Genomic DNA, 13605 nt, shown 5'->3' on the forward strand with positions numbered 1-13605 from the left:
TTCCGGGCTCACCCGACGCTCATCAGGCTGGCATTGCCGCCGGCCGCCGCGGTGTTGATCGTGGTGGTGACCTCCTCCACCAGGCCGGCCGGATCGTAGAGGTCGCCGGCCGCCAGCGCCTCCGGGCAGCGGGCCTGGATCGGCAGGATCGCGCCCTCGCGGGCCGCGACGGCCCTGTTCAGGGCCAGCAGGTCGTCGGCGTCGCCCGCGAACAGGACCCCGGCGATCGCGCCCGCGCGGTCGAGGTCCGGCGCCCGGGCAACCCGCGCCGCGCACGCTTCCGGCAGACCGTCCAGGACCGGATCGCGCCCGTCCGGCCCGATGACGACGGCCGCGTTGCCCGTGCCGAGGATCGCGCCGAGCTGGAGCAGGAGCGCCGTCTCGGTCGCCGCCACAGCCGCGACGCGCCCGCGGGGACGCAGCGCGTAGAGGTTGCGCTCTCCGACGGGACCGGCCAGCGCGATCGCGGCGCGGCTGGGATAGCGGACGGATTCGAGCCTGTCCGCGAGGTCGTGCCGGTGCCGCGAGCGCAGCCACGCCGTGTAGGGACGCAGTGCCGAATCGTCGGCGGCCAGCCCGTCGCGGGCGGCGGCGGGTGCGCGTCGCAGCAGGCGGCCGAGGGCCAGCGGGCCGCCGGCCTTCGGGCCCGTCCCCGACAGCCCGGAGCCGCCGAAGGGCTGCACGCCGACAACCGCGCCGATGATGTTGCGATTGACGTAGCGGTTGCCGGCCCGCACGCGGTCGAGGACGCGGTCGATGGTCTCGTCGATGCGGCTGTGCAGCCCGAAGGTGAGCCCGTAGCCGGTCGCGTCGATCGCCGCGAGGAGCGCGTCGAGGCCGTCGCGGCGGTAGCGCAGCACGTGCAGCACCGGCCCGAACACCTCCTGCTCGACATCGGCGACGGCCCCGATCTCGATCAGGGTCGGCGGCACGAAGGTCCCGGCGCCGGCCTCGGGCGGCAGGGGAAACTGCTCCACCGGGAAGCCCCGCGCGCGCATCCGCGCCACGTGTCCGACGACCCGGTCGGCGGCCTCGGCGGTGATGACCGGCCCGACATCGACGGGCAGGGCCCGCGGGTCGCCCACCCGCAGCTCGCGCAGGGCGCCCTTCAGCATGTGCAGCAACCGGTCGGCGATCTCCTCCTGCAGGCACAGGATGCGGAGCGCCGAGCAGCGCTGCCCGGCGGAATCGAAGGCCGAGGCGATGACATCCGCCACCACCTGCTCGGCGAGCGCGGAGGAATCGACCACGAGGGCGTTCTGGCCGCCGGTCTCGGCCACGAACGGCACCGGCTCGCCGAAACGGTTCAGCCGCTCCGCCAGAGCCCGCTGGATGCCCTTGGCCACCGCCGTCGATCCGGTGAACATCACGCCCTGCACGCGCGGATCCTCGACCAGGGCGGCGCCGACACGGCCGTCGCCCGGCAGGAGGTGCAGCGCCTCGACGGGAATCCCGGCCGCGTGCAGCGCGCGGACGGCAGCGGCCGCGATCAGCGGGGTCTCCTCGGCGGGTTTCGCCAGGACCGTGTTGCCCGCCGCCAGGGCGGCCGCGACCTGACCGACGAAGATCGCCAGCGGAAAATTCCACGGCGCGATGCAGGTGACCGGACCGAGCGGCGCGTGCGCGTCCCCGAGGGTCCGCTCGGCCTCGGCGGCGGCGTAGCGGAGGAAGTCGACCGCCTCGCGGATCTCCGCGACGGCGCTCGCGCAGGTCTTGCCCGCCTCCCGCACGACGAGCCCGATCAGCGGCGGCATCTGCGCCTCGAGGGCGTCGGCGGCCCGCCGCAGGCAGGCGGCGCGCGCGGTCGCCGGCGTCGCCGCCCAGCCGGCCGCGCCCGCCTGCGCGCGCGCCACGGCGACCGCCACGGTCTCGGCCGTCGCCGCCCGGTATAAGCCGACGATGTCCCGGCGGTCGGCGGGATTGTGGACGGGTTCGTCGGCCGCCGCGTCGTCCGCGCCCGAGGGTGCCGCCCGCCACGCGGTGCGGCCGCTCGCCGCCAACCCGTCCGACAGCTGGGCGAGGGCCGCCTCGTCGGCGAGGTCGAGCCCGGCCGCGTTGGCGCGGGCCGGGCCGTAGAGCGCCCGGGGGGCCGCGATCCGCGGATGCGGCGCGCCGGGATCCGGCGCGGCCTCGACGGCGACGACGGGGTCGGCGATCAGATCCGCCACCGGCACGGCCTTGTCGGCGACCCGGTTGACGAAGGACGTGTTGGCCCCGTTCTCCAGGAGGCGCCGCACCAGGTAGGCGAGCAGGGTCTCGTGGGTGCCCACGGGCGCGTAGATGCGGCAGGGCCGCTGCAGGATCTCGCCGGCGACGACCGCCTCGTAGAGCGGCTCGCCCATGCCGTGCAGGCACTGGAACTCGTACTGGCCGAGCCGGAAATCCGGGCCGGCCATCTCGACGATGCTCGCGAGGGTCTGGGCGTTGTGGGTGGCGAATTGCGGGAAGACCGCGTCGGGCGCCGCGAGCAGCCGGCGCGCGCAGGCGAGGTACGAGACGTCGGTGTGGACCTTCCGGGTGAAGACCGGGAAATCCGCCAGACCGTCGACCTGCGCCCGCTTGATCTCGCTGTCCCAGTAGGCGCCCTTCACGAGGCGCACCATCAGCCGCCGGCGGCACCGCCGCGCGAGGTCGATCAGCACGTCGATAACGAACGGGCAGCGCTTGCCGTAGGCCTGGACCACGAAGCCGAGCCCGTCCCAGCCGGCGAGATCGGGCTCGGCGGCGAGACGCTCCAGGATGTCGAGCGACAGGTCGAGGCGGTCGGCCTCCTCGGCGTCGATGTTGAGACCGATGCCGTGCCCCTCGGCGAGGCGGGCGAGGTCCCGCACGCGGGGATAGAGTTCGGCCAGGACCCGGTCGCGCTGCGCGCGGGCGTAGCGGGGATGGAGCGCCGACAGCTTGATCGAGATTCCAGGGCCGCGGAGCACGCCGCGCCCGGCAGAGGCCGCGCCGATCGCCGCGATCGCGTCCGCGTAGGCGCGCCGGTAGCGCTCGGCGTCCTCGGCGGTCACGGCGGCCTCGCCGAGCATGTCGTACGAGTAGGTGAAGCCCTTCGCCTCGAGCCGCGCCGCGTGCCGCAGGGCCTCGGCGATGGTTCGCCCCGCCACGAACTGCTCGCCCATCATCCGCATGGCGAGATCGACGCCGGTCCGGATCACGGGCTCGCCGCCGCGGGCGATCAGCCGGGTGAGCGCGGCCGACAGGCCGGCCTCGTCCCGGGTCGCCGCCAGCTTGCCGGTCACGAGCAGGCCCCAGGTCGCCGCGTTGACGAAGGGCGACGGGCTGTGCCCGAGATGGGCGGCCCAGTCGCCGCCGGCGATCTTGTCGCGGATCAGCGCGTCCCGCGTCGCCGCGTCGGGGATGCGCAGCAGCGCCTCGGCGAGGCACATCAGCGCCACGCCTTCCTGGCTGGACAGCGCGTACTCTTGGATCAGCCCCTCGACGCCGCCGCGGGTGCCCTGGCGCCGCAGGGTCTCGACGAGGCGACGCGCGTCCTCGGCGACGCGCCGAGCCGCTTCGGGCGGCAGGCGCGCTTCTTCGAGGAGCGGGAGCACGCAGTCCCGCTCGGGCCGCCGGCAGGCCGCGATCACCGCCCGCCGCAGGGGCGACAGGTCCGGCAGGCCGCCGGCGAACGCGCCGAAAGGCCCGCTCGCCGCGACGGCCGCCTCGTCGACAACGCCGGATCCAGACATGGGCCGCCCCTCGGACACGGCGCGCTGGCATCGCGCCGTCGCGGACTCACGCTACACCGTCGGGGGCCCGCGTCGAGGCCGAACACGCTGTGGCCGATCGCGTCACTTCGAGGCCTGCGCGTGCGCGGATTCCAGCGCGACGGCCAGGAGCGGCTGCGCGCCCTCCCGGCGCAGCGTCGCCACGGGAATCACCACCGGGTCGGCACAGGCCTGGACGACGTGCGCGAGGTCGAATTGCACCGCGAGGCCACCGGCCTTGGCGTCGAGCCACGCCATCATGGCCGGCGGCTGCCCGTCATAGGTCTCGGCGACGGCCTCGCGGCACTCCTTGTCGGCGTCGTCCGCCTTCGGATCGCCCGTCTTCGGGCGATAGCCCGCGAGGTAGAGGGCGTGCAGCCTCTTCGACGCGAGCGTCACCATCTTGGTCCCGCCCGGGCCCTCCGCCAGGGCGAGCTTGCCGGTCAGGGAGTTGGGCAGCAGGGTCGTCCAATCGACCGGGGCGCCGGTGGTGAGATCGTAGACGATCGACATCGTGCCGCTGTTCGGGTGCGCGCCGCCGCAGAACCCGCTGTCGAAGATGACGAAGCTCAGGAAGCGCGGGCCGCGCATCGGGGCCTGGACGGTGCGCTCCCAGGAGCTGTTCTTCCCGCCCTGATCCTTGCACGCCTGCTCGGCCTGCAGGGCCCGCGCGTCGAGGCGCTTCAGCGCCGCGTTGATCCGACGCTCGGCCTCGTCGGCCGGCGCGGCGATCTGCGGCATGGCGGCGATGCCGGGGCTCGCGTCGGACGGCGCCTTCAGGACCACCGACCCGTCACCGGCCCGGGCGGGCGCGGCCAGACCCAGGAGGACAGCGCCAAGGCAGGCGATCCTGCGGCTGGCGCGGCGCGCGCGCGGCGGGAGGTTACGCTCGTACATCGTGCCTCGGCTCCTGTTCGGGCGGGGACGGAGGGTTTCAGATCCCCGCCGCGGGACGATCGGATCGGCGCAGCCCTAGCATCCGGGGCGGCGACGCGGCGCGCGCTTTGACACCGGCGGAAGCGGTGTCAGAACCCCGGGATGACCGCGATCCTGATCTATGGCGCCACCGGCTATACCGGGCAGCTCCTGGCCGCGCACGCCGTCGGGCAGGGATTGCGCCCGATCCTGGCAGGGCGCGATCCCGAGAAGCTGCGGCCGCTGGCGGCCCGGCTGAACCTCGAGATGCGGGCCGCGCGGCTCGACGATGCCGCGGGCCTGCAATCCGCCCTCGCGGGCGTGGCGGCGGTGATCCACGCGGCCGGCCCGTTCTCGCGGACGGCGCGGCCGATGGCCGAGGCCTGCCTCGCCGCCGGCGCGCACTACGTCGACATCACCGGCGAGATCGCGGTGCTGGAGGCCCTCGCGGCCAAGGATGCGGCCGCGAAGGCGGTCGGCATCGTCCTCCTGCCGGCGGCGGGCTTCGACGTGGTGCCGAGCGACTGCCTCGCCGCGCACGTGGCCGGCCGCGTTCCCGGCGCGACGCATCTGCGCATCTCCATCGGCGGGTTCGGCGGCTTCAGCCGCGGCACGGCCCGCACCATGGTGGAGGGCATCGCCTGGGGCACGCGGGTGCGCCGGGACGGGCGCATCGTAGAGTTGCCGAGCCCGCCGCGCGCCACCGCGGATTTCGGAACGGGACCGCGCCGGACCGTCGGGCTCGGCTGGGGCGACGTGTCGAGCGCGTGGTACTCGACCGGCGTCCCGAACATAGACGTTTACTTCGAGGCCTTCCCCGCCATGGCGGCGGCGGCCGGCCTGCCCGCCGGCATCCGCCGCATCATCGCGAGCGGCACCGCGCAGCGCCTGATCAATCGCGGCATCGACCGGCTGCCGGAGGGCCCTTCGGCCGCCGCGCGCGAGAAGGCCCGCAGCACCTTCCTGGCGGAGGCCTGGGACGGCGCCGGCCGCCGCGCGGCGAGCCGGATGGAGACGCCCGAGGGCTACACGCTCACCGTCTGGACCGCCTTGGAGGCGGCCCGCCGCGTCGCTGCCGGCACCGTCGCGCCCGGCTTCCACACGCCGGTCACGGCCTTCGGCCCCGACTTCATCCTGAGCTTCCCGCACGTGGTCCGGACCGACCTCTGAGACCAGGCCTGCACGGCGGTCGGAATGGCCGTCTCTGCGTGCGCAGCGAAGCAATCCAGGGCTGCGCCACACTCACCGAAGTTTCGCCTCCCCGGATCGCCGCGCTGCGCTCGCGATGACGGCGGAGCGCGCGCCCCGCTCCCTCACACGGTCGCGCCGATCTGCCAGGGGGCGAATTCCGACGCGCCGAAATCGAACTGCTCGCTCTTCGTCCGCTCGCCGCCGGCGACCCGCAGGATGAGGTCGAAAATCCGGTGGCCGGCCTGCTCCACGCTCTCCGCGCCGTCGAGGATCGTGCCGCAATTGACGTCCATATCCTCCTCGAGTCGACGGTACATGGCCGAGTTGGTGGCGATCTTGATCGAAGGCGACGGCTTGCAGCCGAACACGCTACCGCGGCCGGTGGTGAAGCAGACGAGGTTCGCGCCGCCCGCGACCTGCCCGGTCGCCGAGACCGGGTCGTAGCCGGGCGTGTCCATGAAGACGAAGCCCTTGGCGGTGACGGGATCGGCGTAGCGCAGCACGTCGACCAAGTTGGTGCTGCCGGCCTTCGCCATGGCGCCGAGGGACTTCTCCAGGATCGTGGTCAGGCCGCCGGCCTTGTTGCCCGGCGACGGGTTCGCGTCGATCTCCGAGCCCTCCTTGCGGGTGTACTCCTCCCACCAGTGCATCAGGTCGACGAGCTTCTGGCCGACCTCCGGGCTGATAGCGCGGCGGGTGAACAGGTGCTCGGCGCCGTAGGTCTCGGTGGTCTCCGACAGGATCACCGTGCCGCCGTTCCGCACCACGAGGTCGCTGGCGATCCCCAGCGCCGGGTTGGCCGACACGCCGGAATACCCGTCCGAGCCGCCGCACTGCAGGGCGACGATCAGCTCGCTCGCCGGCACCGGCTCGCGGTGGACCACGTTCGCTTCGGCCAGGATGCCGGTCACGAACTCGATCCCGGCCTCGACGGTCTTCCGGGTGCCGCCGAGGCTCTGGATGTTCATGCTGCGGATCCGGCCGCCGAGCCCCTGCTCCTCCAGGAAGGCGCCGATCTGGTTCACCTCGCAGCCGAGCCCGATCATGACGATGTGGGAGAAGTTGACGTGCCGCGCGTAGCCCGCGAGCGTCCGCCGCAGGAGCCGGAGCGGCTCGCCCATCGCCATGCCGCAGCCGGTCTTGTGGGTCAGCGCCACGACACCGTCGACGTTGGGATAGGGGGCGAGCGGCTCGAGGCCGAGGATCGGGTGCCGCCGGAACGCGTCGGCGATCAGGTCGGCGACGTGCGCGCTGCAATTCACCGAGGTGAGGATGCCGACGTAGTTGCGCGTCGCCACGCGCCCGTCGGGGCGGCGGATGCCCTGGAAGGTCGCGGGCGGCGTCACCAGCTGGGTCGGCCTCGCATCGACCCCGAACGCGTAGTCCCGGGCGAACTCGCCCATCCCGAGATTGTGGACGTGGACGTGGCGGCCGGCCGCGATGTCCGCCTTGGCGAAGCCGATGATCTGCCCGTACTTGGTCACCGGCTCGCCGCTCCGGTGGGCCCGGACCGCGACCTTGTGGCCGGCCGGGATCCGCTCCGCCGCCGCGACGCCGTCGGCGACCGGCGTTCCCGGCTCGATGGCGCCGCGGGCCACGGCCACGCCGTCGGCGGGGCGGAGGGTGATCACGGGATACGTGGACATCGGTCTCTCCTCGGATGCCGTCGCGCCGGTCGCCGTCACCGCGCCGTCACCGCGCCGCTTCGGGGCGCAGGGCCGGGGCGCGAGCGTCGCGGACCGGCAGCGGCGCGATCTCGCCGACCACGAACAGGTAGATGAAGGCGCCCAGCAGGCAGAACCCGCCGGCCACGATCAGGGGGATCACGAACGAGCCCTGGGTGACCGTCAGCATGACGCCGGTGAAGGTCGTCGTCACGATCCCGGCGACGTTCGACGCGAAGTTCTGGATGCCGCCGATCGAGGCCACGTGGGCCGGGGTCGGCGCCACGTCGCCGGGTAGCGCCCAAATCGAGGCCGCCGTGAAGGCGAGGCTGCCGTAGGCGACCGCGAAGCACAGCAGCGCCACGTAGATGTTGGGCGCGATGATCGACAGGGTGATCACCGACGACATTAGCATGCCGCCGACGAGGCAGGTCTTGCGGGCGGCGGTGAGGCTCCAGCCACGGCGGTAGAGCGCGTCCGACGCGAAGCCGCCGAGCCAGCCCGCGGGGATCGACGCCAGGGCGGGCAGGCTGCCGAGCGTGCCGAGCTCCGCCAGGGAGAAGCCCCGCGCCTTGACCAGATAGGTCGGGAACCACGTGATGAAGAAGTAGATCACGAAGTTGAGGCAGAAGAAGCCGGCCATCATCCCCCAGACCGTGCGGTAGCGGAACAGCGACAGCCACGGCACCTGGTTCTGGGCGTCCGCCGCGTCGATGGTCTTCGGCCGCTCCTGCGCGGCCCGGAGCCGGGCGAGCTCCTCCGGCGACACCTTCGGGTGGTTCTCGGGCTCGCGGTAGAGCCACATCCAGAACACCGCCCAGACGAAGCCCAGCACGCCGGTGACGACGAAGGATTCCCGCCAGCCCAGCGTCGCGATGACCCAGGAGACCAGCGGGATCGCCAGGGCGGAGCCCACCCGGGAGCCGCTGTCGAAGATGCTGCTGGCGAAGCTGCGCTCGCTGCGCGGGAACCACGAGGCCGCGACCTTGGCGAAGGACGGGTAGGCCCCGGCCTCACCGATACCGAGCAGCATGCGCAGGCCGAGCAGGGACAGGAACCCCCGTCCGACCGCGGTCAGCGCCGTGCAGGCCGACCACCAGACCACCGCGACGACGAGGGAGAGCCGCGCGCCGACCCGGTCGGCCACGTAGCCGAAGGGCAGCTGCATGATCGCGTAGGTCCAGAAGAAGCCCGACAGGATCAGGCCCATGTCGGTGGCGTCGAGCCCGAGTTCCTTGGTCATGGATGGCGCGGCGACCGCGAGGTTGGCGCGGTCGATGTAGTTGATGGCGTTGGCGGCCATGCAGAGGCCGATCATGAGCCAGCGCAAGCGAGGCATCGTGGGCTCCTCCCGTCTTCCGGGTATGGCGTCCCCGGTCCGTGCGGCGCCCCCGTTGAGGCCGGGGGTCGCCGCCGAGCGTGGTGTCGTGCCGGGTCGTTCCCGGCTCAGGTGCGATAGGCGTTGCCGTCGAGGCCGTGCGGCCGGCCGGCGGCGAGAAGGGTCTCCCAGACGGGTTCGGGCAGCGGCACGCCCTCGGCGAGGCGCTCGGCGCGCATCCGCCGCTCCGGCTCGCCGGGCAGCAGGACCTCGGCACCCGGCATCGGCTTGGCGCTCTTGAAGAACTCGAGATAGGCCCGCGTCTCGGCGGCGAGGGCGTCCTCGGTGCCGAGGGCCGACGGCGTGACGTAGATCGACAGCATGCCGTTGCAGATCCGCCGCTGCCCGGGACCGGCCGTGCCCGAGCCGGTGAGCGCGCCGGCCAATAGCTCGCACATCAGCGCGAGGCCGGAGCCCTTGTGCTCGCCGAAGGCCCGGATCGCACCCGCCCCGCGCTGGTTGTCGCGCTCGACGCCCTCCAGCGGGCCGAACAGGGTCGCCGGGTCGGCGCTGAGGCGGCCGTCGGGCTCGATCAGCGCGCCCTCGGGCAGCGGCTTGCCGCCCCTCGAGGCGACGAGCACCTTGCCCTCGGCGACCAGCGACGTGGCGAAGTCGAGGATGATCGGGTCGCCTCCTGGAACCGGGAAGCCGGCCGCGAAGGGCGCCGTCGAGAAGCGGCGCTCCACGGAGCCGAACGGCGCCACGAGGAGGCTCCCCGCCACGTTGACGAAATGGACCGAGACGAGCCCCGCCGCCGCCGCCCGCTCGGCCCACTCGCCGATCCGGCCGATATGCCCGGCATGCCGCAGGGCGATGATCGCGACGCCGTTCGCCCGCGCCTTGGCGATCCCGAGATCGACGGCGACGGGGCCGGCCGTCTGCCCGAACCCGTAATGGGCGTCGACGAGTGCGAAGTTCGGCGCGTCGGTCACGATCTCGGGCGTGCGGCCGGCCTCGACCTCGCCGGCGCGCAGCCACTCGATGTAGCGGGTGACGCGGACGACGCCGTGGCTGTCGTGGCCGGTGAGGTTCGCCGCCACGAGGAAGCGGCCGATGCGCTCGGCCTCCGGCTCGGCGCAGCCCTCGCGCACGAAGATGTCCCGCACGTAGGCGGTCAGCCTGTCGGCCGGAATCCGCATCCCGTCTCTCCCTCGCCGCGCCTCACCGAGCGCGTACGGGATGAACCTAGCGCCCTCGCACGTGCGGGGCGAGCACCGGCGGGTGACGGCGGCCGCCACCTGTCGTCCCCGCCGGACCGGTCACGGGTCGGACGGGACGGGCCCGGGCGGGTCGCCGTAGGGGAAGAAGTCGGCGGCCCGCATCTGCGCGTAGGCGAGGTGATCGAGGCGCACCGTGCCGAGGAACGGCTCCGGCGGCTCCACCAGCAGGATCGTGCGGGCGTAGCCGCTGTCGTCGAAGCCGCGCCGGAAATGCACCCGCGACTTGATCGCCACGACGTCGAAATCCGCCGGGTCCAGGCCGAGCCGCCACAGCTCGTCGGGCTCGACGATCTGCGCGAGCTGCGGGCTCAGCACGAGGACGTTGCCGGCCCCGAACGCGACGCAGATCCAGGTGCCTCCGCCGCCGCTGCCGGCGACGCCGGGCTCCGGCGCGGCGACGACGCGCAGCACGGTCCCGGTGATGCGCACCGGGTCGCCCGCGGACGGGTCGCCGCCACCGCCGACCGGCGCGTCGAACGGGTCGCCGGCCGCGAGGGACCCCGCCGCGATGTCGGGGGACGCCACCGTGGCGACCAGGGTGCGGGCGAGGCACTGCCGGAGGATCTCGCGCAGCAGCCAGGTCGCCCGGCCCGACCGGTCGCTGTGGTCAGCGAGGACCACCGGGGCGGCGCCCTCCGCCACCGCCGCCCGGGCGAGGCGCACGCCGTCGGCGATCGTGTGGATCCGCGTCGCCTCGAGCAGCGCGCGCCGCTGCCGCCACGCGAAATCCGCGACATCCCGCGCCACCCGCTCGGCGAGGGCCGGGTCGTCGTCGGTGATCGCCTGCACGGTCATCCCGCCGTCCGGGGCGTCGCCCCACGGGAAGCCGAAGAAGACGTTCACGTACACGTCCGGCTCGCGCGCCTCCCAGACGAGGGCCCGCTGCACGAGGTCGGACCACGGTGCGGCGCCGGTCCACTGCACGACGGTCGGCGAGAGGATCGGCACCTTGAGGGTCCGGTGCGCCGGCCGGAAGTCGCCGCGCACGGCGCGCACCAGCATCCGGGCGGCCCGCTGCCCCTGCAGGTGGCCGTCGTAATGCGGGAAGTACTTCACCGCGAAAGCCATGTCGGCGTGGTCGAGGAAGGCGGCGTCCTCGTTGCCGTGCAGGTCGAAGGTCCCGACCAGGATCGACCCCTCGCCCACCGCGGCGCGCACCTGGCGGGCGATGTCGGCCTCCGGCCTGGGGACGCCGCGCACCGCCATCGCGCCGTGCAGGGCGAGATAGACCCCGTCGAACGGGCCCTGCGCCCGCAGCTCCGCCACCATCTGCCCGAGGAAATGCGCGTAGGCGTCGGCGGTGATCCAGCCCGAGGCGGTGCCGGTGCGCGGCCAGAGCGGCGAGGTGATCCCCACGAGCTCGACGCCGTCGTACTCCCGCGCCACCTGCACGAAGCCGCCCATGTAGCCCTTGGGATCGGTGGCGAGCAGCGCGGCCCCGGCGGCCGGTGAGCCGGGATAGATGAAGTCGTCCCGGGTCGTGTCGTTCGGCAGGAACGTGACGGTCTCGTGCGTGAACTGGAGGACGGCAAGGCGCATCGATGGTCGGTCCTCTGGGATCCGGGTGACGGTCAGGAGATCTCGCGCACGAGCTTCGCGATGAGCGAGCGTCCGAAGGCCGCGAAGCTCTCGGCGGTCATCACGAAGGCGCCCTCCCCGCCGATCACGACGCTCCGGTAATACGCGGCCAGGCCGCCCGCCGGATTGGTATGCTCTTTCAGGAAGGCCGGCATCCCCTCGGGTTCGGTGAGGATGACGATGCCGTTCACCGTGATGCCGGCCGCCACGGCGGCGTCCCGGGCCTCGGCGATGGGCCGCCCGGCATTGCCGGTGCCGTCACCGGAGATGTCGATCACCCGGCGCTCGGCGCGGAACGGCGCGCGGGCCAGAAGGTCGGCGGCGAAACCGATCGCGGACCCGATGGCGGTGCGTCCGTAGAACGGCCGCGGCACCGCGCGGAGGCGCGCCGCGAAGGCGGCCGCGTCCTGCGCCGAGGCGATCACCATCCAGTCGACCGCGACCTGCTGCTCGCCGGGTCCGGCCCAGTCGAACAGGGCGACGCCGATGCGCCCGGTCAAGCCGTCGCCGATGGCGCGCAGCACGCGCGGGTCGCCGAAGGCCTCGGCGTAGCCGCGGCGCTCGAGGTCGAACCGGGCCTCGCTGATGCTGAGCGACACGTCCACCGCGAGGACGAGGAGGAGGTCGACGCCCGTATCCGCGGCGCGGGCGGGGCGGCCGGCCAGCGACAGGGCGGCGAACATCCCGGACAGGAACGGGCGTCGCCGCATGGCCGACCCTCGATCTCGGGCGCCCGCGCGGGACGGCGGGCCGCTCACCCATGCAACGAGCCTGCCGACCCGCCGGTTCGAGCGCTCCGGCCGCGACGCGCGAAGGTTCCGCTCCCGCGGCGCGGACCCGCGCCGCTTTCGGCCGCATCACGGGCCGGAGCGGCCGCCCTACCTGCCGCGGATCGGGGCGCCGCCGGCGCCGCCCACCCAGAGACAGTCGTCATGCAGCGTGTTCGCCGAATCGGTCGTGCCATCGAGAACGGGATCGTCGGAGCCGTGACCGGGACGGTCGCAGGCGTCAGCCGGATGATCGACGGGCTGATCGGGCTGGTGGGCCGCCTGTCCGAGCGCCTCGACGCTCGCCTGTCGTCGCTCGCCGACGCGTCCCGGGCGCGCCACCGGCGCGAGGGCCGCCGGCAGATCGACCCGATCTCGCTGGAGTAGCAGCGCGCGACCCCGCGCCTAGAGCCCCGGTCCCTTGGCGGCCCCGAAGATGCGGCCCGGCTTGCCGTCGGCCGCGCCCTGGAGCAGGACGACCCAGCTGTCCGCGTCGGCGACGCGGGCCTGGGTGTCGGGCACCTCGAAGCGGGTCGGCTGGCCCGTCCAGGGACCGAGCCGCTGCATGCCTCGGACGACGTTGACGTAGGTCGCCGTCCGGCCGCCGTTCTCCCCGGACTGGATCGCGATGGCGCGGCTGCGGAGCACGGGCACCAGCCAGACGTCGCCGCGGATCTCGGTCTTGGCCTCCGGGGCCGCCCCGACCTCCACTAGGATCCGGTCGCCGTTGGTCTCCCCGCGCACCGGCACCGGCAGCCCGCCGTGCTGGCAGGCATCGCGGATCAGGCGCTCCAGGGCCGGCCGGTCGGACCCGACGGCGAAGCCGTTGCCGTCGACCACGACCTGGGGCGTGAACACCTGTCGGGCCCCGCGGCCCCGCGCGTAGGCGCGCTGGCGCTCGGTCAGCGGCCGCAGCGCGAGCGTGTCCTTCCAGCCGAGATAGTCCCAGTAGGTCACCGGCAGGGTCAGGGCGATGACGCCGGGCTTGTGGGCGAGGTCGCGCAGGACCGGGTCGGCGGAGCGGCAGGCGCCGCAGCCCTGGCTGGTGAAGAGCTCGACCACGGCGCGGACGGGCTCGGCCCGCGCCGGCATCGCGGCCAGCGTCGCGCAGGCAAGCAGCGCGGCGCGCAGCGCGCGGCGGTCGCGGGTCGGGGCGCGGTGCCGGGGCGTCATCGATCC

General features: G+C 73.8%; 10 protein-coding genes. 2 read left to right on the forward strand and 8 right to left on the reverse strand.

Annotation, left to right across the window (positions count from 1 at the left end):
* Positions 1-8: 8 nt before the first annotated feature.
* Positions 9-3695, reverse strand: a complete 3687-nt coding sequence (gene putA / locus ABIC30_RS16495) for a trifunctional transcriptional regulator/proline dehydrogenase/L-glutamate gamma-semialdehyde dehydrogenase (protein WP_020094574.1) — start codon at positions 3693-3695, stop codon at positions 9-11.
* A 102-nt stretch (positions 3696-3797) separates the two neighbouring features.
* Positions 3798-4610, reverse strand: coding sequence for a polysaccharide deacetylase family protein (locus tag ABIC30_RS16500; protein WP_020094575.1), 813 nt, complete (start codon positions 4608-4610; stop codon positions 3798-3800).
* A 141-nt stretch (positions 4611-4751) separates the two neighbouring features.
* Here ABIC30_RS16500 and ABIC30_RS16505 point away from each other — a divergent pair, with 141 nt between their 5' ends.
* Positions 4752-5798 (forward strand): saccharopine dehydrogenase family protein, encoded by a 1047-nt coding sequence (locus tag ABIC30_RS16505; protein ID WP_354455759.1) that lies wholly within the window; start codon positions 4752-4754, stop codon positions 5796-5798.
* A gap of 143 nt (positions 5799-5941) precedes the next feature.
* Here the strand turns inward: ABIC30_RS16505 and ABIC30_RS16510 are convergent, their stop codons facing one another.
* The 5 genes from ABIC30_RS16510 to ABIC30_RS16530 all read right to left on the reverse strand — a co-directional run bounded on the left by ABIC30_RS16510 (position 5942) and on the right by ABIC30_RS16530 (position 12369).
* The gene (locus ABIC30_RS16510; RefSeq protein WP_020094577.1) at positions 5942-7465 is read right to left on the reverse strand and encodes a UxaA family hydrolase; all 1524 of its coding nucleotides are present in this window, start codon (positions 7463-7465) and stop codon (positions 5942-5944) included.
* Between the two features lie 46 nt (positions 7466-7511).
* Entirely contained in the window at positions 7512-8822 is a 1311-nt protein-coding gene (locus ABIC30_RS16515) for an MFS transporter (RefSeq protein WP_026605164.1), read from the reverse strand.
* A 107-nt stretch (positions 8823-8929) separates the two neighbouring features.
* Positions 8930-10000, reverse strand: coding sequence for a malate/lactate/ureidoglycolate dehydrogenase (locus ABIC30_RS16520; protein WP_020094579.1), 1071 nt, complete (start codon positions 9998-10000; stop codon positions 8930-8932).
* Between the two features lie 120 nt (positions 10001-10120).
* Positions 10121-11620 (reverse strand): M81 family metallopeptidase, encoded by a 1500-nt coding sequence (locus tag ABIC30_RS16525; RefSeq protein ID WP_020094580.1) that lies wholly within the window; start codon positions 11618-11620, stop codon positions 10121-10123.
* A 32-nt stretch (positions 11621-11652) separates the two neighbouring features.
* Positions 11653-12369: a DUF1194 domain-containing protein gene (locus ABIC30_RS16530; RefSeq protein ID WP_020094581.1), complete on the reverse strand. Its 717-nt coding sequence runs from the start codon at positions 12367-12369 to the stop codon at positions 11653-11655.
* A gap of 222 nt (positions 12370-12591) precedes the next feature.
* Here ABIC30_RS16530 and ABIC30_RS16535 point away from each other — a divergent pair, with 222 nt between their 5' ends.
* Positions 12592-12813: a hypothetical protein gene (locus ABIC30_RS16535; RefSeq protein WP_020094582.1), complete on the forward strand. Its 222-nt coding sequence runs from the start codon at positions 12592-12594 to the stop codon at positions 12811-12813.
* A gap of 18 nt (positions 12814-12831) precedes the next feature.
* Here ABIC30_RS16535 and ABIC30_RS16540 read toward each other — a convergent pair whose 3' ends face one another.
* Positions 12832-13599, reverse strand: coding sequence for a DUF1223 domain-containing protein (locus ABIC30_RS16540; RefSeq protein WP_020094583.1), 768 nt, complete (start codon positions 13597-13599; stop codon positions 12832-12834).
* Positions 13600-13605 lie beyond the last annotated feature (6 nt).

Origin of the sequence: Methylobacterium sp. 1030 (assembly GCF_040544715.1) — a bacterium.
Taxonomy (GTDB): domain Bacteria; phylum Pseudomonadota; class Alphaproteobacteria; order Rhizobiales; family Beijerinckiaceae; genus Methylobacterium.

Excerpts from the sequence above, each read along its gene's own strand:
- putA (WP_020094574.1), bottom strand. The coding sequence starts at position 3,695 with ATGTCTGGATCCGGCGTTGTCGACGAGGCGGCCGTCGCGGCGAGCGGG.
- ABIC30_RS16500 (WP_020094575.1), bottom strand. The coding sequence starts at position 4,610 with ATGTACGAGCGTAACCTCCCGCCGCGCGCGCGCCGCGCCAGCCGCAGG.
- ABIC30_RS16510 (WP_020094577.1), bottom strand. The coding sequence starts at position 7,465 with ATGTCCACGTATCCCGTGATCACCCTCCGCCCCGCCGACGGCGTGGCC.
- ABIC30_RS16515 (WP_026605164.1), bottom strand. The coding sequence starts at position 8,822 with ATGCCTCGCTTGCGCTGGCTCATGATCGGCCTCTGCATGGCCGCCAAC.
- ABIC30_RS16535 (WP_020094582.1), top strand. The coding sequence starts at position 12,592 with ATGCAGCGTGTTCGCCGAATCGGTCGTGCCATCGAGAACGGGATCGTC.
- ABIC30_RS16540 (WP_020094583.1), bottom strand. The coding sequence starts at position 13,599 with ATGACGCCCCGGCACCGCGCCCCGACCCGCGACCGCCGCGCGCTGCGC.
- ABIC30_RS16525 (WP_020094580.1), bottom strand. The coding sequence starts at position 11,620 with ATGCGCCTTGCCGTCCTCCAGTTCACGCACGAGACCGTCACGTTCCTG.
- ABIC30_RS16530 (WP_020094581.1), bottom strand. The coding sequence starts at position 12,369 with ATGCGGCGACGCCCGTTCCTGTCCGGGATGTTCGCCGCCCTGTCGCTG.
- ABIC30_RS16520 (WP_020094579.1), bottom strand. The coding sequence starts at position 10,000 with ATGCGGATTCCGGCCGACAGGCTGACCGCCTACGTGCGGGACATCTTC.
- ABIC30_RS16505 (WP_354455759.1), top strand. The coding sequence starts at position 4,752 with ATGACCGCGATCCTGATCTATGGCGCCACCGGCTATACCGGGCAGCTC.